At 63.9% G+C, this 19,800-nt stretch carries 19 protein-coding genes; 6 read left to right on the forward strand and 13 right to left on the reverse strand.

The features are described 5' to 3' along the window. The 3 genes from QWZ14_RS08115 to tnpA form a co-directional block, all read right to left on the reverse strand. Positions 1-402: transposase (locus QWZ14_RS08115; protein WP_290316125.1), on the reverse strand; the 402-nt coding region annotated here is incomplete at its 3' end. 53 nt (positions 403-455) lie between these two features. Continuing rightward, positions 456-803: an IS66 family insertion sequence element accessory protein TnpB gene (gene tnpB, locus QWZ14_RS08120; RefSeq protein ID WP_290316126.1), complete on the reverse strand. Its 348-nt coding sequence runs from the start codon at positions 801-803 to the stop codon at positions 456-458. Then, positions 803-1,342, reverse strand: a complete 540-nt coding sequence (gene tnpA, locus QWZ14_RS08125) for an IS66-like element accessory protein TnpA (RefSeq protein WP_353959284.1) — start codon at positions 1,340-1,342, stop codon at positions 803-805. The genes tnpB and tnpA overlap by 1 nt, the downstream gene beginning before the upstream one ends. A 118-nt stretch (positions 1,343-1,460) precedes the next feature. On the opposite strand from tnpA, the gene QWZ14_RS08130 reads away from it, so the two are divergent. Next, entirely contained in the window at positions 1,461-2,807 is a 1,347-nt protein-coding gene (locus tag QWZ14_RS08130; protein ID WP_290316127.1) for a porin, read from the forward strand. Positions 2,808-2,831: 24 nt separating this feature from the next. Here QWZ14_RS08130 and QWZ14_RS08135 read toward each other — a convergent pair whose 3' ends face one another. The 4 genes from QWZ14_RS08135 to mazG form a co-directional block, all read right to left on the reverse strand. Beyond that, the gene (locus QWZ14_RS08135; RefSeq protein ID WP_290316128.1) at positions 2,832-3,623 is read right to left on the reverse strand and encodes an SDR family NAD(P)-dependent oxidoreductase; all 792 of its coding nucleotides are present in this window, start codon (positions 3,621-3,623) and stop codon (positions 2,832-2,834) included. A 56-nt stretch (positions 3,624-3,679) separates the two neighbouring features. Beyond that, positions 3,680-4,699 carry a porphobilinogen synthase gene (hemB, locus tag QWZ14_RS08140; RefSeq protein WP_290316129.1) on the reverse strand — a complete coding sequence of 340 codons (1,020 nt, stop codon included), beginning with the start codon at positions 4,697-4,699 and terminating at the stop codon, positions 3,680-3,682. Then, complete coding sequence (locus QWZ14_RS08145) at positions 4,696-5,988, reverse strand: O-acetylhomoserine aminocarboxypropyltransferase/cysteine synthase family protein (RefSeq protein ID WP_408903651.1); 1,293 nt, start codon at positions 5,986-5,988, stop codon at positions 4,696-4,698. Before QWZ14_RS08145 ends, hemB begins: the two co-directional genes overlap by 4 nt. 323 nt (positions 5,989-6,311) lie before the next feature. Continuing rightward, positions 6,312-7,124: a nucleoside triphosphate pyrophosphohydrolase gene (gene mazG, locus QWZ14_RS08150; protein WP_290316131.1), complete on the reverse strand. Its 813-nt coding sequence runs from the start codon at positions 7,122-7,124 to the stop codon at positions 6,312-6,314. A gap of 351 nt (positions 7,125-7,475) precedes the next feature. On the opposite strand from mazG, the gene QWZ14_RS08155 reads away from it, so the two are divergent. After that, positions 7,476-8,036: a hypothetical protein gene (locus QWZ14_RS08155; protein WP_290316132.1), complete on the forward strand. Its 561-nt coding sequence runs from the start codon at positions 7,476-7,478 to the stop codon at positions 8,034-8,036. A gap of 176 nt (positions 8,037-8,212) precedes the next feature. Here QWZ14_RS08155 and QWZ14_RS08160 read toward each other — a convergent pair whose 3' ends face one another. Genes QWZ14_RS08160 through tmk form a run of 5 tightly spaced genes read right to left on the reverse strand, consistent with a single transcriptional unit; the run spans position 8,213 to position 12,947 of the window. After that, positions 8,213-9,007 (reverse strand): MBL fold metallo-hydrolase, encoded by a 795-nt coding sequence (locus tag QWZ14_RS08160; protein ID WP_290316176.1) that lies wholly within the window; start codon positions 9,005-9,007, stop codon positions 8,213-8,215. Positions 9,008-9,013: 6 nt separating this feature from the next. Then, on the reverse strand, positions 9,014-9,787 hold the full coding sequence (locus QWZ14_RS08165; RefSeq protein WP_290316133.1) for a TatD family hydrolase: 774 nt from the start codon (positions 9,785-9,787) through the stop codon (positions 9,014-9,016). Between the two features lie 3 nt (positions 9,788-9,790). After that, positions 9,791-11,317, reverse strand: coding sequence for a methionine--tRNA ligase (gene metG, locus QWZ14_RS08170; RefSeq protein ID WP_290316134.1), 1,527 nt, complete (start codon positions 11,315-11,317; stop codon positions 9,791-9,793). A gap of 11 nt (positions 11,318-11,328) precedes the next feature. Beyond that, complete coding sequence (locus QWZ14_RS08175; RefSeq protein WP_290316135.1) at positions 11,329-12,339, reverse strand: DNA polymerase III subunit delta'; 1,011 nt, start codon at positions 12,337-12,339, stop codon at positions 11,329-11,331. After that, on the reverse strand, positions 12,336-12,947 hold the full coding sequence (gene tmk, locus QWZ14_RS08180) for a dTMP kinase (protein WP_290316136.1): 612 nt from the start codon (positions 12,945-12,947) through the stop codon (positions 12,336-12,338). The genes QWZ14_RS08175 and tmk overlap by 4 nt, the downstream gene beginning before the upstream one ends. 297 nt (positions 12,948-13,244) lie before the next feature. Here tmk and QWZ14_RS08185 point away from each other — a divergent pair, with 297 nt between their 5' ends. Genes QWZ14_RS08185 through QWZ14_RS08200 form a run of 4 tightly spaced genes read left to right on the forward strand, consistent with a single transcriptional unit; the run spans position 13,245 to position 19,396 of the window. Continuing rightward, the gene (locus tag QWZ14_RS08185) at positions 13,245-14,486 is read left to right on the forward strand and encodes a tyrosine-type recombinase/integrase (RefSeq protein ID WP_290316137.1); all 1,242 of its coding nucleotides are present in this window, start codon (positions 13,245-13,247) and stop codon (positions 14,484-14,486) included. Beyond that, positions 14,410-16,566: a hypothetical protein gene (locus QWZ14_RS08190; protein ID WP_290316138.1), complete on the forward strand. Its 2,157-nt coding sequence runs from the start codon at positions 14,410-14,412 to the stop codon at positions 16,564-16,566. The genes QWZ14_RS08185 and QWZ14_RS08190 overlap by 77 nt, the downstream gene beginning before the upstream one ends. Then, positions 16,563-18,686 carry a hypothetical protein gene (locus QWZ14_RS08195; RefSeq protein ID WP_290316139.1) on the forward strand — a complete coding sequence of 708 codons (2,124 nt, stop codon included), beginning with the start codon at positions 16,563-16,565 and terminating at the stop codon, positions 18,684-18,686. Before QWZ14_RS08190 ends, QWZ14_RS08195 begins: the two co-directional genes overlap by 4 nt. Next, complete coding sequence (locus tag QWZ14_RS08200) at positions 18,683-19,396, forward strand: hypothetical protein (RefSeq protein ID WP_290316140.1); 714 nt, start codon at positions 18,683-18,685, stop codon at positions 19,394-19,396. The genes QWZ14_RS08195 and QWZ14_RS08200 overlap by 4 nt, the downstream gene beginning before the upstream one ends. 120 nt (positions 19,397-19,516) lie before the next feature. Here the strand turns inward: QWZ14_RS08200 and QWZ14_RS08205 are convergent, their stop codons facing one another. After that, positions 19,517-19,795: a hypothetical protein gene (locus QWZ14_RS08205; RefSeq protein ID WP_290316141.1), complete on the reverse strand. Its 279-nt coding sequence runs from the start codon at positions 19,793-19,795 to the stop codon at positions 19,517-19,519. Positions 19,796-19,800: the final 5 nt, after the last annotated feature.

Raw genomic sequence — 19,800 nt, forward strand, 5'->3', positions numbered from 1 at the left:
CAGCCGGGCGGGGTCGGTGCAGCCGCAGCGGCAGGCCAGTACCGGCTCATGCAGGACGGTCTCGCGCGGCAGATGCGCCGGCAACGGCTTGCGGACAGGCTGCTGGCGCGGCTTGGCCGGTGTCGTGGGCGCCACTTTCGCCGCGGCAGCGGCCTGGGCCTGGTTTTCCTCCAGGTCGCCGATCAGCATCTCCAGCTGGCCGATCTCGGCCGTCAGCCGTTCCGAGGATTGGCCGTATTGCTCGCGCCGGGCGCGGGCCAACTGCACCTTGAGCTTCTCGATCTCGAGCCGGCTGTTCAGCAGCAGCGCATCGCGCTCGGCCAGCGCCGCGTCCCGCTCCGCCAGCAGGCTGCGCAGCGCGGCGATCTCGGCAGCAGGCGTTGGGTACGGCGCGGTATCCACCGGCCAATTTTAGCCAGCGAAATGCCTCAGGCAATTCGAAATCGGCGCCGCCGCTAAACGGCCGTCTCCGGCCGTGCGGTCCAGGCCGGCATCCGCCAGTCGATCCCCTCCAGCAGCATCGAGAGCATCGCCGGCGTCAGCGACACCACGCCACTCGCTGCCTGCGGCCAGACGAACCTGCCGCGCTCCAGCCGCTTGGCGAGCAAGATCAGGCCCTGGCCGTCCCAGACCAAAATCTTTAGCAGGTCACCGCGACGGCCGCGAAAGCAGAACAGCGCACCGCCATAGGGATCCTGCGCCAGCACCGTCTGCACCTGCGCCGCCAGACCGTCAAAGCCCTTGCGCATATCGGTCGTGCCGCAGGCGAGGAATACCCGCGTGCCGGGCGGCGGCCCAAACATCAGCGCCCGCCAAGCTCCGCCAGGACAACCCGCAGCATCGCCGGATCCATCGCACCACTGATGCGCACCGTCGTCCCGGATGGGAACGCCACCTCGAGCAAGCCAGGCACCACGTCCGCCTTTGCCGGCGCGACCGCCGCGGCCGCCGCAGGCTCCGGCACGACCGCGACCGGGGCAAAGCCCGACATCGCCGTCGCCAGCATCTCGCGCCGCCAGGTGAACAGCAGCCCGGTGCCGATGCCGTGCCGGTCCGCCACCACCTTGGCCAACGCCCCAGGCGCCAGGGTCTCGCTCACGATCCGCAGCTTGTCCTCGGCNCCGGTGCCGATGCCGTGCCGGTCCGCCACCACCTTGGCCAACGCCCCAGGCGCCAGGGTCTCGCTCACGATCCGCAGCTTGTCCTCGGCCGACCAACTGCGACGGCGGACCGTCCGGACCCGAACCTCCACGCCAGAGCCGGCACCACGCCGTACCGAAGCCTTACGCGCCTCGTAAGCGCCGCCTACGAGCTCAGCCGCCATGTCCGTGTCGTCTGCCATGCCCACGACATCGGCCAGAACCAGCCATCAGCTCAAGGCGGGCAACAGCTGACGGTTACGGATTGCCATGCGTAACACCATTTTGGGCGGAACCGCGATTGTCGGCCTGTCCTTGCTGATGCCTGCCTCGTCCTGGGCACAGGAGGCACCCTCGGTACGGATCGGCGGCTTCTTCCGTGCCTATTACGGCAATACGCAGCAGTCCGGCCGCAACTCCACCGTGCCGAGCACCCTGGCCACCGGCGTCGGCAGCGCCACCGGCAACCTGCCCGCCAATGGCGCCAATATCGCGCGGCTGTCGAAGAACGACTTCAGCACCGATGCCGAGGTCCGCGTCCTGGTCAACGGCAAGACCGCCAACGGCCTCAACTACGGCGCCGTGGTCGAGATCGCCTTCAACCAGCAGGAAGGCCGCAACATCGTCCAGCAGCGGGCGAGCACCGGCAAGTCGACCGCCAGCATCGACGAGGCCTATGCCTTCGTCAGCAGCCCGCGGCTGGGCCAGATCCGCTTCGGCGACGAGGATGGCCCGGTTGGCGGCCTGATGAACAGCGGCGTGGTGACCAACTTCGGCTCCGGCGGCATCTATGGCGACCGGGAGTCCTTCGTCACCCGCCAGGCCAATGCGCGGACCATGACCTCGCCCGGCGCGCTCGGCGACAGCACCAAGATCATCTACCTCTCGCCGCAGGTCTTCGGCTTCGACTTCGGCGCCAGCTACGCCGCCAACTACAACGAGGGCGAGGACACCGGCTGCTCGACCAACCAGTCCAGCGGCTGGTGCGACAGCGCCTATGCCTTCACCGGCGCCAGCGCCATCGGCATCCCGGCGGCCGGCGGCGGCTTCGCCGCGCGGCGCAACGAATACCAGGCCGCCCTGCGCTGGCGCGGCAGCCTGGCCGGCGTCGGCCTGGCCGTGACCGGCGGCTACCTCGGCGCGGGCGCCGCCCGCGAGCTGACGCTGGCCGGCACCCAGGCGCGGGTCTTCAACAACCTGAACGTCTTCCAGGTCGGCGCCCAGGCTACCGCCTACGGCGTCACCGTCGGCGCCCAGTACGAGCATGGCGACTCCAACTACTTCTGGGGCAATACGCTGCGCGGCGACCGGCCGATGGACCAGTTCTTCACCGGCGCCAGCTATACCGCCGGCCCCTTCTCCTTCGGCGCCAACTACGTCATCGGCACCTTCGAGGGCGCCAGCCGCGGCAGCTTCAGCGCGGCGCAGGCCGATGCCTCCGGCGGGCGGAGCAACTTCGCCGCCAATCCCGCCGGCGCCGCCATCATGCGCCGCATCGGCTACGGCATCGGCGGCAACTACCGCCTGGCGCCGGGCCTCGACCTGCTGGCGGAATACAGCAGCTATACCATCGCCGAGCGCGGGCGCGACTTCGACCCCTCCAATGCCGGGGTGCAGGACCGCTCGACCACCAAGGTCTTCCTGGTGGGGACGCGGCTGGCCTTCTGACCCGGCGGCGGCGGCGCGGCCGGCTCAGTAGCCCGGCCGCGGCGTCAGCTCCATCACCACCTGGTCGAGCCCGCCATCGACCAGGATCTCGCCGCCGGTGACGTAGCTGGACCTCGGGCTGGCGAGGAAGATGACCGCATCGGCGATGTCCTGGGCGGTGCCGATGCGGCGGGCGGGCAGCATCGCCTCGCGCCGCTCCTTGACGCCGGGCGCCTGGTAGAAGGTTTCGGACATCGGCGTCCGGATCAGCCCGGGGCTGACGATGTTGCTGCGGATGCCGTCCGGCCCCCATTCCAGGGCGAGCTGGCGGGAGAGCATCGCCACCGCCGCCTTGCTCGGGCTGTAGCCGCCGCTGCGCGGCTGCGGGTTGGAGGCGGCGACGGAGGCGATGTGCACCAGCGCCGCCGGGCGGCCGAGCATCTGCGGCCGGAAGGCCTGGGCGCAGAGGAGGTAGCCGGTCAGGTTCACCGCCAGCAGGGTGTTCCACTGCTCGAGCGGGAGGTTGGCGAGCGGCCCGGCGCGGAGGATGCCGGCGTTGTTCACCAGGATATCGGCGGGGCCGAGCTTGTCGGCGGAGGCGCGGGCGGCATCGGCGATGCTGGCCTCGGAACCGGTATCGCAGGCAATGGCGGCGACCCGGCCGCCGGCGGCCTGGAGCTGCGCCTCGATGGCGCGCAGCCCGTCGCGGTCGCGGTCCAGCAGGGCGACGGCGGCGCCGGCCTCGATGAAGGCGGTGGCGATGGCGCGGCCCATGCCGCCCGCGGCCCCGGTGACGACGGCGATCCTGTCGGCGAGGCCAAGCCAGTCCGTGTTCATGGTGAACCCTCCCGTTTGCCGCGATGAGACGCGGGGCGGGAGGGGTGGTCAAGGGGTCAGCGGCGGCGCAGCACCTCGGCTGCCTCCACGGCGAAGTAGGTGAGCACGCCATTGGCTCCGGCGCGCTTGAAGCCGAGCAGGCTTTCCAGCATCGCCCGCTCATGCTCCAGCCAGCCGTTGTTCACCGCGGCCATGATCATCGCGTATTCGCCGCTCACCTGATAGGCGAAGGTCGGCACGCCGAAGCGGTCCTTCACCCGGCGGACGATATCGAGGTAGGGCATGCCGGGCTTGACCATGACCATGTCGGCGCCTTCGGCGAGGTCCAGCGCGACCTCGCGCAGCGCCTCATCGGAATTGGCAGGGTCCATCTGGTAGGTCTTCTTGTCGCCGCGGAGGGCCTTACCGCTGCCGACCGCATCGCGGAAGGGACCGTAGAAGGCGGAGGCATACTTGGCGGCATAGGACATGATCCGGGTATCGATCAGCCCCTGGGCATCGAGCGCGCCGCGGATCGCGCCGATGCGGCCGTCCATCATGTCGGAGGGGGCGATGACGTCGATGCCGGCGGCCGCCTGATTGACCGCCTGGGTCACCAGGATTGCCACGCTGTCGTCGTTGTGGACGTACTCGCCGGCGGCGGTGTCGCGGATCACGCCGTCATGGCCGTGGTCGGTATAGGGGTCGAGCGCCACGTCGCCGACCAGCCCGATGTCGGGAAACTCGCGCTTCAGCAGGCGGGCGGCGCGGCACATCAGGTTGTCGGGGTTCAGGGCCTCGCTGCCCTCGGCATTCTTCAGCTCGGGCGGGGTCATCGGGAAGATGGCGATGGCGGGGATGCCGAGCCTAGCCGCCTGCTCCACATGCGCGGCCAGCCGGTCGATCGAGACGCGGCGGACGCCGGGCATCGAGGCGACCTCGGTCACCTGGCCCTCGCCCTCGCGGACGAAGATCGGCCAGATGAGGTCGTCGACCGTCAGGCTGGTCTCGGCGTTCAGGCGGCGGGTCCAGGCATCCCGCCGGTTGCGCCGCATCCGGGTGCCGGGGAAGGACCCGGTCGGGGATCCGATGGTCATGCGGCCTCCAGCGCCTGGGCGAGGTCGGCGATGATGTCCTCGATATGCTCGATGCCGATCGAGAGCCTGACATAGCCGGGGGTGACACCGGTCGAGAGCTGTTCCTCGGCCGAGAGCTGGCTATGGGTGGTGGTCGCCGGATGGATCGCCAGGCTGCGGGCGTCGCCGATATTGGCGACATGGTAGAACATCGTCAGCGCATCGATGAATCGGGCCCCGGCTTCGGCGCCGCCGGCCATCTCGAAGCCCATCAGGCTGCCGTAGCCGCCGCGGAGCGCGGCATCGGCGCGGCGCCTGGCCTCGCCGGTCTGCACGCTGGGGTGGATGACGCGGGTCACCTTGGGATGCGCTGCGAGGAAGGCCGCGACCTTCAGCGCATTGGCGCAGTGGCGCTCCATGCGCAGCGGCAGCGTCTCGAGGCCCTGGAGGAACATGAAGGCGTTGAAGGGCGACATCGCCGCGCCGAGGTCGCGGAGCGTGCAGGTCCGCATCCGCAGGATATAGGCGATCGGGCCGAGCGGCTTGGCCGCCTGCGACCAGACCGCGCCATGGTAGCTGGGGTCCGGGGCGTTCAGGGTTGGGAAGCGGTCGCCACCGGCTTCCCAGTCGAAATTGCCGCCATCGACCACGATGCCGCCGATGCTGGTACCATGGCCGCCGATGAATTTCGTGGTGCTGTGCATGACCACCGCGGCGCCCAGCGCCAGCGGCTTGCAGAGGATGGGGGCGGCGGTGTTGTCCATGATCAGCGGCACGCCGAGGCGCCGGCCGATGGCGGCGACTTCGGCGATGGGAAAGACCTGCAGCTTCGGGTTGGGCAGGGTCTCGGCGTAGTAGAGCCGGGTCCGGGCATCGGTGGCGCGGGCGAAGCCTTCAGGGTCGGCGGGGTCGACGAAGCGGACCTCGACGCCGAACTGCTTCAGCGTATTGGCGAAGAGATTCCAGGTGCCGCCGTAGAGGTCCGTGCTGGAGACGATGTTGTCCCCGGCGCCGCAGAGGTTCATGACGCAGAAACTGGTCGCCGCCTGGCCTGAGCCCACCGCCAGCGCCGCCACGCCGCCCTCGAGGGCCGCGATGCGGGTCTCCAGCGCGTCACAGGTCGGATTCATGATGCGGCTGTAGATGTTGCCGAGCTCGGACAGGCCGAAGAGCCGGGCGGCATGGCCGGTGTCCTGGAATTGGAAACTGGTGGTCTGGTGAATCGGCACGGCGACGGAGCCGGTGGCGGGGTCTGCCCGATGGCTGCCGCCATGCAGGGCCAGGGTCTCTGGGCTGGTCCAGTTCGGCATCATGGCCTCCGTGCTTGGTTCTCTCCGCTGCCGCGAGTCGTGCCACTTGTTGGGGCCTGGCGGAAGGGGCGAGGGCACGACGCAGCGCCGGCCGGTACTGTCTCGGCGAGCCCGGCCAGACGCGATGCTGCGCAGCTGGGTCAAGGCACGGTCAAGCCACCCATTCATTTGTTCCTTTTTTATTCATCATACGTTCCATATACTGCTGCCGGCGGCCAAGGCGCGCCTGCATCTGTAAATCTAAGATAATGGTTTTGTCATTAATTTACCTGAGTCGGTCAACTAAGGAGCAGTAAGAAGGTTGGGTAAATCGCTTTACAGTCCTATTTTTCCTCGGTTTTTACCTCCCGCCACGCCGCTTCCATGGCTTCCAGATCGACATCGGCCGGTGTCAGTCCAGATCGCGCCAAACGTGCCTCCACGCCTTGGAAACGCCGTTCGAATTTGGCATTGGCGCCGCGCAGGCACTCTTCAGGGTCCAGCTCGAGCTTCCGCGCCAGATTGGCGAGCACAAACAACAGGTCGCCCACTTCGTCCGCCATGCGAACCGGGTCGGCACCTGGAAGTTCGACCCGGAGCTCGGCTGCTTCCTCCTCCAGCTTGTCGAGAACGCCGCCGACGTCCGGCCAATCGAAACCGACCCGGGCCGCCCGACGGGTCAGCTTCGCAGCACGGGTGAGGGCAGGGAGGTTGACCGGTACCCCCGCCAGCGTACCGGCTTTGGCCCGACTGGCCCGTTCCTCGGCCTTCTGGACCTCCCAGGCGTTGCTTTGGGACATGACGTCGCGTGCGGTAGCTTCACCGAAAACGTGTGGATGGCGCCGGACCATTTTATCGGAGATTGCGGTGGCAACATCCGCAAAAGCGAAATGCCCTAGTTCCGACGCCATCTGAGCGTGATAGACCACCTGAAACAGCAGATTGCCCAACTCGTCGAGCAGGGCAGGGAAGTCAGGCCCGCGCTGGATCGCCTCGGCCACTTCATGGGCCTCCTCGAGCGTATAAGGGGCAATCGTCGCGAAATTCTGCACACGGTCCCAAGGACATCCGTCTGGCGCCCTGAGCCGCTTCATGATGCCAAGAAGACGCAGCACGGAAGCTTCGGGAGACGCACCTGTATTCGACTGATCGGACACTCAAACCTCCAGCTGCTCAAGGCGACACACTACACACCACCATGCTTTCCGAGTCGGGATGGCCGTCGGTTCAAGCAGGACAGGAATACGGGACGCAATGGGGCAGGGGGCGTGTGCCGCGCGATGCCGGTGCTTGGAGACCAAGCCATTTCGGACGGCGATAGCCGCCTCAATGCAATAAAACGGTCGCCGGCGGGCCGAATCATGGCACCATCGAATCGCGCATGCCCCGCTGGGCTGGCGCCTGTCGGTATCCGGAACTGTGGACCGGGCACGGTGCCGCCGCTCAGGGCCCATTTCTGCTGACCTGATATCGCTGCACATCCCTCAATCCGGGTTGGAGGCAAAACGATGCATGTCGCGGATCGACTCTATCGCTGGAATGCCTGGCTGGACGGGGCCCAGCCGGGTTGCCGCTTCGACCTGGCGGTCTGGGGCTTCGCAGCGCTGGGGCTGCTGAACCTGCTGCTGACCGTCGCTTTCGGCCTGAGCTTCGGTATTTTGCTCTTCATTGCCCTGGTGATGCTGAACCTGTTGCGGTTGCCCTATGCGCTCGGGGAACTGCCGGCCGCCGAGGGGTCGCCGGAAGGGGCGGCCCGGCTCGAAACCTGGCATCGGCAGATCGTCGCCATGCCGGCCCCGGTGTTTTCCCTGCCGACGCTGGGCTTGGCGCTGGCGGCGATCGTCGGCATCGGCGCTTTGGGATCCATGACCTCCAGACACGGATTGCCATTCGGCGTGCTGTTCCTGCTGACGATGCTGAACGCACTCGTCCTGCTGCGCGGCCGGACGCCGTTGGCGGCACCGGCGGCGAGGGATATCAGACCGAGGGCGGCAATCGGCCAGGACGGCATGATGGGCGGCCAGGTCCCGCTGGACCATGAGAACCGCGGGAAAGCGAGCCCGGTCTGAAAGAGCGGGAGAGGCGGCCAGCTAAGGCTGGCCGCCTTATCCCCAAATATAGAAACCGCATAAGATATATTATGGAAAGAAAAGACCTGGGGAGAAGTCTGTGGGAAAGCTGTGGATGAGAGGTTTGGGCTGTTGACCGTGCCCCTGGCGTATCACCCCGGCGTGATCCTACGGCGTCACCCCAAGGGCACTTCGAGCACCATGCCGTCGAAGGCCGGCTCGATGCCTGGCGGCAGATCCCGCCGCAGCCCGGCGTAGTCCATCGCCGTGCCCATATGCGTCAGCACCGTGCGGCGCGGCTTCAGCCGGTCGACCCAGGCCAGCACCTGGTCGAGATTGGCGTGGACCTTGTGCGGGCCGTGCTGGAAGCAGCCGACCACCCAGGTATCCAGCCCCTCGAGCGCCGGCATGCTTTCCTCCGGCAGCATTACGACATCGGTCGAATAGGCAAAGCGGCCGACCCTGATGCCGAGCGTATCCATCACCCCATGGTCCTGGCGGAAAACCTCCACCGGCAGCCCGGCCGCCTCGAAGCGATCGCCATAGGCTACCCGCTTCTGCTCCAGCGCCGGCCGGTAGAAGAATGGCGGCGTCGGGCCGATAAACGCATAGTCGAAACGATCGTCCAGCTTCTGCATGGTGGTGCGGGTGCCATAGGCGTCCAACGCCTGACCCATGACGCGATTCACCTGGCGAAGGTCATCAATGCCGAGGCAGTGGTCGGCATGGGCATGGGTGAAGATGATGGCATCCAGCCGGACAGCGCGGGCCGCCAGCAACTGCTCCCGCAGGTCCGGTCCGGCATCGATCAGCAGCCGGCGGCCATCCGGCCCTTCCAGCAGCGCGGATGTCCGGGTGCGCCGATTGCGCGGCTCGGTCGGGTCGCAATCTCCCCAATTGCCCCCCTCGCCTTCCCCGCCCAGCAGCGGCACGCCGCCCGAGCCGCCGCAGCCCAGGATGGTGACGCGCAGCACGGCTCAGGCCGCCTTGGGGAAGAGGCGGAGAAAATTGTCCGTCGTCAGCGCTTCCACCTCGGCCTGGGTAAGGCCGCGGACCTCGGCCAGCACCTTGGCGGTATGGGCGACATAGGCGGGCTCGCAGCGCTTGCCGCGGCGCGGTACGGGGGCGAGATAGGGGCTGTCGGTCTCCACCAGCAGCCGGTCGGCCGGGACCTCGGCGGCGATGGCACGGATCTCGGGCGACTTCGGGAAGGTCAGGATGCCGGAGAAGGACAGGTAGCCGCCCATGGCGACCGCCTGCCGCGCCAGCTCGGCGCCCGAGGAGAAGCAGTGCAGCAGGAAGGCGAAGTCGCCGCCGGCGTCGCGCTCCTCCTGCAGGATGCGGATGATGTCGTCATCCGCCTGGCGGGCATGGATCGCCAGCGGCAGGCCGGTGGCACGGGCGGCGCGGATATGCCGGCGGAAGCCCTCCGCCTGCACCGCGCGCGGCGACTTGTCGTAGAAATAATCGAGGCCGCTCTCGCCGATGCCGATGATGCGTGGATGGTCGGCAAGCGCCACGAGTTCGTCGACCGTGGGCATCTCACCTTCCCCGGCATTGTGCGGATGCACGCCGATGGTGCCCCAGACATCCGGGTAGCGCTCGGTGAGCGCCTTGACCGCCGGCGCCTGGGACACCCGCACACCGATCGTGACCATACGGCCGACGCCGGCGGCACGGGCGCGGTCGAGCAAATCGTCGATCTCGGCGTCGGTGAAGTAGTCGAGATGGCAGTGGCTATCGACGAGCATGGGTCAGGCCGCGGCTTCGATCTTGCGAAACAACGGTGCGGGCGGCGGCAGCGCGGTGCCTTCCGGCAGCGTCTCGGTTAGGTCCGCCAGCTGGCGCGCCTCGGCCGGGACGCCGAGCTGGTCCAGCATGGCGGCCATGGTGCCGGGCATGAAGGGCTGCAGCACGGTGGCGAAGACCCGCAGCGCGGTATGCAGGTGGCGCAGCACCGCCGCCATCCGCGGCAGGTCGGTCTTTTTCAGCGCCCAGGGCTGTTGCCGGGTGATGTAGCCATTGGCCTCGCGAACCGCGTGGAAGATGGTCTCGAGCGCGAGGTGGTACTGCTGGGCGTCGAGCAACCGGCCGACCGCCCCGGGCAGGCTGTCGAGCAACGCGAAGAGCTCGGCGTCGGCCCCGTTGCGGGCGGCGGCGGCGGGCAGCCGACCGTCGCAATTCCGCTGGATCAGCGACAGCGTCCGGTTGGCAAGGTTGCCAAGCGTGTCGGCCAGCTCGCCGTTCAGCCGACTGATCATCGCCGATTTCGAGAAGTCGCCGTCGCTGCCGAAAGGCACTTCCCGCAGCAGGAAGTAGCGGACCGCATCCAGGCCGAACTCGTCGATCAGCGCGATGGGGTCGATGACGTTGCCAAGGCTCTTGCTGATCTTCTGGCCTTCGTTCGTCCACCAGCCATGCGCATAGACCCGCTTCGGCGGGGCGATGCCGGAGGCCTCGAGGAAGGCCGGCCAGTAGATGGCATGGAAGCGGACGATGTCCTTGCCGACGAAATGCACGTCGGCCGGCCAGAAGCGCCATCGCTCGGCCGCCGCATCCGGGTAGCCGGCAGCGGTGATGTAGTTGGTCAGCGCATCCAGCCAGACATACATGACATGCGCCGGGTCGTTCGGCACCGGCACGCCCCAGGTGAAGCTGGTGCGGCTGATGCTGAGGTCCTGCAGCCCGGATCTGACGAAGCTGATCACCTCGTTGCGGCGGGAGGCCGGGGCGATGAAGTCCGGGTTGCGCTCGTAGAAGTCCAGCAGCCAGTCCTGCCACTTGGACAGGCGGAAGAAGTAGCTGGGCTCCTTCACCCAGGCGACCGGGGCGCCGGAGGGCGCATATTTCACCCCGTCGCGCTCGGTCAGCTCGTCCGGGCCATAGAAGGCTTCGTCGCGCACGGCGTACCAGCCCTCGTAGGCGCCGAGGTAGATCTCATCGCGCCTCAGAAGCTCGAGCCACAGCGCCTGGCAGGCCGCCTTGTGGCGCGGCTCGGTGGTGCGGATGAAGTCGTCGTGGGAGAAGCCCATGCGGTCGGCGAGGTCGCGGAAATGCTGGCTCACCTGGTCGGTGAAGGCCTGCGGGTCCATCCCGGCATCCTGCGCCGCCTTCTCCACCTTCTGGCCGTGCTCGTCCGTGCCGGTCAGGAAGAAGACCTCATGCCCGTCCAGCCGCTTCCACCGCGCCAGCACGTCGGTGGCGAGCGAGGTATAGGCATGGCCGATATGCGGCCGGTCGTTCACGTAGTAGATCGGCGTGGTCAGGTAGGTCGTGGGCATCGCTGCTTCTTTCAGCGGACGGAGAGCATCCCGAGGCCACTCAGGACGGCCTGCTTCCGGTCGAGGTTCAACCGCTCCGTCTCATCCGCGAGGCGGCCGAGCTTTTCCCACAGGGTGGACCACTCGGCAAGCGAACGCCCGCCGATCCAGGGCGCCGGGTCGGTGCCGCGGGCGGCAGCGCGCAGCCCGGCGGCGAGCGCCCGGCGCAGCAGGTCGAGGAAGGTGGTCAGCGCCGCGGCGTCGCGCCGGGTGGTGACGCGGTCGGCGATGTCGTGGATGCGGCGGGGATCGAGCCGCGGCAGGCCGGCGAAGACCTCCTCCACCATGGTCTGCAGCGCCAGCCCCTCCCCCTCGGCCAGCAGCAGAGCGCGGCCGGGACAGCCATCGGCGATATGCGCCAGGCGGAGGCGATCGGGGCCGCCCATCTCGGGCATCCAGCGGGTCAGCAGCCCGGTCAGGGCGGGTTCGGACAGCGGCGCCAGGTCGAGCCGGCGGCAGCGGCTGCGGATGGTCGGCAGCAGCCGGTCGGGGGCGCTGGTGACCAGCAGCTGGACGGTGCGGGGCGGCGGTTCCTCCAGCGTCTTCAGCAGGATGTTCTGCACCAGCTCGCGCTCGGATTGCTCGACATCCTCGACCACCACGGCACGCCAGCCACCCTCGGCCGCGGTCAGCGCCATGAACCGCAGGGCGTCCCGGGCATCGTCCACGCGCAGCACCTCCTTCCTGCCGCCCTTGCCGACGGTCGGCGCCAGGGTGAAGAGGTCGGCATGGGCGGCGGCGGCGACCCGGCGGAAGGTGGCGTTCGCCTCCGGCAGGTACAGCGGGGTCTTGCCCTGCGGCGTCGGCGGCATGCCGGCCAGCAGCCAGCGGGCGAAGCGATAGGCCAGGGTCGCTTTGCCGACGCCGGTCGGGCCGGCGATCAGCCAGGCATGGTGCATCCGGCCGGAGAGCGCGGCTTCCTCCAGCGTCCGGGCGGCATCGTCATGGCCGACCAGCTCGGGATTGGCCCGGGGATCGGTCACAGCCGGGCCCTGACCAGGTGCAGGATGGCGGCGGCGACGCCCTCCGGCCCGCCGGTCGCGTCGATCAGGGCGCAGCGCTGCGGCTCGGCGGCGGCAATCGCCCGGAAGCCGTCGCGGATCCGGGCGTGGAAGCTGGCCTCCATGGCCTCGTAGCGGTTGGTATCGCCCCGGGCGGCGGCACGGGCGAGGCCTTCGACCGGATCGATTTCCAGCACCAGGGTGAGGTCAGGCGCGAGGCCTTCGAGCGCCACGGCGGCGAGTGCATCGAAGGCGGCGCGCGGCACGCCCTGGCCATAGCACTGATAGGCCAGCGTCGAGTCAGCGAAACGGTCTGAGATCACCCAGATGCCGGCCTCGAGCGCCGGGCGGATGGTGCAGGCGAGATGCTCCCGCCGCGCCGCGAAATGCAGCATGCATTCGGCGATATTGTCCCACGGGCCCTCGCCCAGCAGCAGCCGGCGCACCGCTTCCGCCCCCGGGGAGCCACCGGGTTCGCGGGTGCGGAGGACGGGAATGCCCGTGGCGGCCAGCGTCGCGGCGAGGCGGCGGGCCTGGGTGGACTTCCCCGCCCCCTCCCCGCTTATCGCCCCTCCTCTCGAGTGTACCATATGAGAGAGTATTCCCGTCCGATTGGCATTAAACCGAAATAAGTAGGGTCTACCGACCCCCACTCTCACATCTGAATCTAGTACCATTTCTGTAGCTGCGCGTCTTGAGCAGTTAGGTTTTATCGTCTGGGTTGCCCGACAAACCCATCTTGCTAGCTCGCCGAAAACCTTACAGTTGATCGTTCCACCGCGCTATCTGCGCGGATTTCATGTTCCCTTTTTGTTCTGTATGGGCAAGTCTCATTGCCGCGCGACCTCGGGAGTCGTCGCTGTGTAGACGCATCGCAAGGAGCGACGATGATCAGCGGCGTGAGCGTCCCAGCTGCAGCAATGACAGAGCTTCTCACAGCGGTGGTGGGCGGCGCGGCAACTGCTCGGATCACTGCGGGTGAGCGGGGTCGCTCATTAGAGATGGCAGATGGTGTCCGTTTCCTGTTCGACCGCAACGGTCATTATCTGAACGACGTCAACGGCTGGCAACTTCGCATGGGCCTCCGGACGTCCTCCCCGGCCACTCGGGCCACCCGCTCGAGCGCAATCAAGAGGGTGCTGGGTTGGTACGATGAGCGGGGTCTGCGATGGCAAGATTGCCTTGAGCTCGCTCACATGAACCGCCTGTGGCTTTCATTTCGATCGGCTGAGAGTCCGCTAGTCAGCAAGGCGACGTGGAATCAATGGATGGACCATTGGTTTGCCTTCGTCCTCTACGCCAAACAGACAGGTCTTGTCGACGACATCGGATTTAATCGTTCAGACGTCATTGAACGCGGACGTTCTGCTCGTCCAGTCAGGGCATTATCGGCGGGAGAGTTCAAAACCTTTGTGCAGGCCGCAGACTCTTCCCGTATGCGAGCGGGGTGCGCTGCCTGTCTCGGCACCGGCATGCGGGTTTCTGAACTCGCTGCGCTACGCCTCAGCGACATTCCGGATCCGCAGAGCCCGTCAAATATTGGCCGTGCGTATTTACCTGCCACCATTATGGGAAAGGGCCGAAAGGTCCGTACCATTTATTGGCCTTCGACTGCAATTAAGTGGATCCAGTGGTACGTCAATGGCGAAAGACGTCTGGCCGTAGAAACTCTACGGCAAAGGATCTCTAAGCAGGAAATCACAGCCTCACAAACTTTTCTGACCGTGGGCTCAGGGGGGAGCCTTATCGAACAGTCAACCTCTCCGCTGTGGTTGGCGGAAAATGGGGAGCCATTGTCCCAAAAACGATGGGGGAAGGATTTTGCCAAAGTCAGCGATCGTTGCGGGAAGAATGGACCTCAGTGCTCACCCCACAACCTTCGCCACAGCTATGCCATTGCTACCCTGTCCCTGCTCATCAACGCCATGCTGAAGAAAGAAATGGTTGATCGCCATTTGGGCCGGGAAGAAGGACGTGTTTATTTCATGGAGCCCATACGTGAGGTCAAGGAGCGACTTGGCCACGCATCCATCGATACAACGATGATCTATCTTGATCATATTGCCGAACATCGCGCACTTCTTTCCATGGCAGTTTCAGAGCTGCAAGCGACCTATTTCGATGCCTAAGCGCTCGTTGAAGGCAAATGCACAGCTTGCAACTGCTCCAGTCTCCATCACTGTCATCGACCTGGAAGCGGACCGGGAGCGGATACGGCGGACGCTAACTTTTGTGCATGTTCCGCCCGCGGGCAAAGGTGATTCTCGGGAAATCAGCCTGAAAGCTTGGATCGGATCGCCCTATCAGGACGTAGCCGGCGAGCTCCTTGTCGCACACCAAGAGGCGTGTATGCGGCTGACATCCGAAACCACTGCCTCGCAAATCTATCATCTAAAACGTTTTCTCGAATTCCTGATTGCACGGGATAAAGAGCGGGCTGGACAGTCTGCTTCAAATCTCAAAAGCTTTAACTTTCATGTCTTGCGTGACTTTGAGCACTGGTTAATGAGCACAACGGTGAAGTCTCGGCGGCTGGTCGAAAAACGCGCGGATCTGCTCAAAAAAATCCTTACAAAGAATCCGTTGTCCAAATTCATGGGGAAAAAAGGCAATCTGAATTTAGCGAAGATTTCCGGTCGTCTTGGTGCATCGCATTATTATATTGATATTCATCCTCCTCTGTTTGCAATCGTGGAGAAAGCGGCAAAAGAGCAAGGAATAGCAATCGCAAGGTCAGAAATTTCTCTCCGAATGTCCCTTCAAAATAAAATATATTTGAAGAATGATAAAGATCGTCCGAAAGCGTCGCGGTACATCGCAGATATCGTGTACACGGTAAATAAGACTCTGGCTCGGATTGTTGCGAGCCGTCCTGACCTGCTGCCCAAAGATTTCGCACTCCCAACTCCTCTGACCGGATCAGAGCTCCAGCGAGTTAAGTCCAAGGCTCTGTCTCCCGTTGAGGCTGAGACGTTTGAGAAATCATGCCTCAGTGCGATGAGGAAGGTCAGACAGAGAAGGCAGGAATGTCTTTTGACCGTCGACCCGCCAGGGCAGAGTACCCAAGGCGAAACTGGCAATGACGCATTCAGGTTCGGAAGCAAATTTGACGCAGCCGTTCAACTCGACGTTCGGCATAAAGAATTCGTTGGCCCTTCAGCGGATGATCTGATGCCGTTTCTTTTGAGGCTTACATTCAACGAACACGCTCCACTCAATATCAGCACGGCGCTGAGCTTGCATGTCGATTTAGCTAATGTGAGTGCGCATTGTCTCCGCCCAAGCCCAACACCTGGGCATTGCCGCGTCTATTTCAGTAAACCTCGAGCTGGAATTGATGAGGAATTTGTCGATGTGCCAGATCGGGGTGCTTTTGATGTGCCAGGGGTCATTAGAACCGTTATTGATTTAACAAAGAGGCTGCGGCCTTCAGCTTCGGAGCAGGATGCTCATACTCTCTGGCTTTACGCTCGCCAGAAAAATGGTGCCGCCTGCGCTTTGACCTCATCAATTGCATACGTGGCGTTGCGTGAGTTTCAAAATCGGCCCGAAAATTACACGCCGGATGGCAAACCTATACCGGATCTACATTTTCGGAGATTTCGTCCGACAATTCTGGCCAACGTGGCGATCTCGAATGGGGTAGATGAGGCTCAACGGCGGGCGTCGCATGCCGACTTCAGGCGAACTATCGACTATGCATCAAGTCCGGGTAATGAAATCAGGGTGCGGGATACCATCAAGGGGGCCCAAAGCAAGGCGATAAGCTCGATCCGGTCAGGCTTTCAGAATCGACCAAAGCCCGAAGAAGTCGAGAAATTGGCGTCGGAGCTTGGGGTTACGCTGGGACATGCAGCAGAGGTTTTGCTCGGACAGAGAGATAAGCTTTTTAATAGCTGTCTTGATGACAAGAATGGCAAAGGACCGGAACGGAAGGGTGCGGCGTGCAGACGTTATGAATCCTGCCTGGTTTGCGTGAATGGCATTATTTTGGAGCGGCACTTACCACGGCTTTTGGATTTTTACTTCCAGTGGTTGCGCCTCGCTGACGTTTTAGATGAAGTAATTTGGCGTGAAGAGCATGAGCTAAACTGCAGACTCGTCGAGGTTCATTTGTCTAAATTCCCGCCTGACCTCGTCGACAGACTAACGAACGAGGCCCGATCACGGTCACCGGTGATTGGATATCGGCCGGCTAAGCAGACATGAAAAATCTACGCACTGACGGCCAGACCGCCGCAAAATCAGAAGCGAACCTCCGCCTCCTCGCGCCATCGACTGTGGTGACGCGCAAGGGAAGTCATGTTGCCGACCTGATCTGGGATTTCACTGGTGACGGGTCAGGCCTCTTCATTTTTGACTGGGCCTTCGAAGTTCGCGTCCGCGATATCGTCATCGGCAACCTGGGTGATAGGCGCTACAGTTCCCTCGTCTACCCGTTCCAGGAAGCCATTGCGGTCCGCTGGCTTTATAAGGAGCGGGAGGACGGGAAAAACTGGGCTCCCTCCAGAGCGGCAGACGCATGCCGTTGTGCCCGTGAATTTTGCCTGTGGGCGGCCGCACGTGGCATCAGCGCGGCATCGGAGGTCGACGAACCGAGCTTTGAGGCCTGGGTGAAGGAAGCCGCTAACCTTAAGGATGGCGCGGGCCTTCGCTCTGTTCGAGATGCCCGCCGCTTGGTCGATACGACACTTCTTCTCTGGCGGTTACGAAACCGTATCAGTTCGACGCTTGGTTTTCAACCACAGGCGGAGTTTGGAAAAGATTGGATCACTGAAGGCCCAGAGACAGAATCTTTTGAATTGATTCCAAAGGCCGTTCTCGACCACGTCATCGGGTCCGCTCTCAAGTTCGTAGAAGTATATGCCCATGATATCCGGGCTGCTCGTCTTTACGTGGACAAATTGGTTTCGGAATGGGAGGCAAAATACGACGCGGTAGCCCCGGTTTGGTCCAAAGGCTCTGAAGAATATGCAGAGTTCGATAGGTGGATTGGCGCACGATTTGGATCGAGAAACCTTACTGCTCGAAAAAAGATGCCGCAGCCAGCACCATGGAATAAAACTGGCCTATTCAAGGAAGACCCTGACACTGGCAAGCCTTGGCTGGATCGCATAGAGAGCCGCCATAAGCTTCAAATGCTGGAGAATTCCCTTCGAACTGCCTGTTACATCGTAATCGCCTTTCTCACCGGCGGTCGTAATGGTGACATGAACGACCTGCTTTTCCAGTGCGCCGAAACCATCCCATCGGTCGATGCGCGTTTTTCGCCACGTCATGTCATTCATGGGACCCTCGCCAAGCATCGTGGCCGCATCCCTCAACAGGTTACCTGGGACGTGCCCAAGGAGGCTATTAACGCGGCAGAAATTCTTGTCGAGATGCTGCGCCCCTGGAGAAAGAAAACCGGGACAACCCGCTTGTTTGCAACACAAACCGGAAAGCTGTTGCAGAATAGCTTTATGAACACTGATTTAAAGGTGTTTTTGGAGCGGATTGGGGCGCCCTATGTGAATGGCAAGCCATTCCCGCTATCGACACACATGTTCCGAGTGGCCCTTGCTCAGTGGTTGGCGCACGAGCCGCACGGAGAGGTAGCAGGCGCAATTCATCTCAAGCAGTTAAGCACTGCGGCATTTCGAGGATATTTGCGGAACGACACGCAATTCCTGTCCATGTTCGCCCATTTCGAACAAGCCGCTCAAGCTGACCACCTGGAAACGGTCATGACCGAACCCCTTCTCCGCGGTCGAAAGGGGCTTGAGATCATGAGAGCCAGGACGGCTGAAGAACAGGCCTCTCTCGAGGCTGAAATACGATCGATCAACTACGCGCAGGCGGGCTCTGAAGCCCCGAATGCCCGTACCCTGCAGCGTCTCCGAAAAAACGGGATGCCGGTCTACAAAACGGCCCTGACGATGTGCGTGTTCAAGGGTGATGCGGCTGAGTGCCTGAAAGGTGTCGCTGCCGGGCAGAGAACGCGACCGCGTACCCATAAATGCGACCCGCATGCATGTGCTAACTCGGCGATCACGCGACTGCAGATTCCGGCCTACTTAGAGGACTTTGAAGAATACAGCCAACTCAATGCAGATTCGGGCCATTCATCATCGCAAAAAGTCATTTATCGGGAGGAGATGGCAATGCTTGCTCGCCTCATCTTGCCCTTCCTGCCGGTGTTGAACGCTGAGGGCGGGGTGCTTGATCAGGAGCTGGTCGGCGCCGATGCAAGGGAGGCTGCCACTGTCTCTCGGGCAAAGCGCCGATCTGAGGTTGCAGACCTCATTACGCGGATTGAGCGTGCTGAAATCCGGAGCTACGCGGGATGAGCCGTGACGGCAGGGGGCCGTCTGATGACGCCAGGGCAAAGGCAACCGAGACCAAGCGGCAAAACGCGGCCAACAGGCGAGCTGCATTGGCCGAGGTACTGGCGCTGATCGAGGTGCAGCTGGGTGCTGGCGCACTAAAGCCGGAGGAAATCTCCCACGACGTCCTCCGGGAGCGTGCCGGCCTGACTAATGCGACCTATTGGCGCTATCTGAATGCTGATCCCGATATCGCTCTCAAGGCTGCAGCGCTTGCCTGGACGACGCGTCCTGACCGAAGCGGCGACAAGCTCGTCGTAGTCAAACCGCTGGGTGGTACGTCAGATGACGGAGGGCAAGAGGCCCGCGACGAAGTCGCCCGGCTTACGGTGATCAATCTCAATCTTATGCAACAGGTGGCTGCCTGTAAGGCCGTCATATCGCTGCTCGAAAGCGACCTCCGAGCGAAATCCAAGGAAGCGGCAGGCAAGGACTTTGACCTTGCCAGTGAAAGGCGGATCTCCACCCAACTGGCTGAAAAGCTGGCAGCCATGGTCGAGCGGTGCCACGTGGCGGGGATCGACGTCGATCCGGATCTTGCCTCGCTGGTCAAGGCGCCCGCCCGGGACGGCGGGCGTTTGCAGACGCCGGGGGAGCCGGCATTGGCGCATACCCGGCGGAAGGCTCCGACGTTGAGTGTCGTTCGATCCGACGATGACACTGGCCAAAGCTAGGACTTGGGTGCTGCATCAGCTCGGGGAGCCAAGGGAATGTCGGCCACAACGAAGAGTGGCGCCCAAATCGGTGCTGAAAACGCTGCCCGGCTCAAAGCCTATTTCGCCGTGCTTCAGGCTTCAGGCCAACGACTGCCAGAGCGCGATGGGAAGGCGAACATCTCCGCCATTGCGCTGGCAGCCGGAGTGGACCGCCAGGTCCTGTATAAGAATCCAAGCGCGGCAGCTGCCCTGGCTGAGGCTGTCGCACTCCTCGGATTGGATGCCCCGCAGCGACAGGATCCCCAAGTTGCGGCCCGAGACGGGCGAGATCAGCGCATCCTGAAGCTGGAGCAAGAGAACGCCGCCCTTAAGGCTGAGAATCTCGATCTTCGGCGCCGGGTGCGTCGTCTTGAGCATGTCGA

This window comes from Paeniroseomonas aquatica (assembly GCF_030409335.1).
Lineage (GTDB): Bacteria > Pseudomonadota > Alphaproteobacteria > Acetobacterales > Acetobacteraceae > Belnapia > Belnapia aquatica.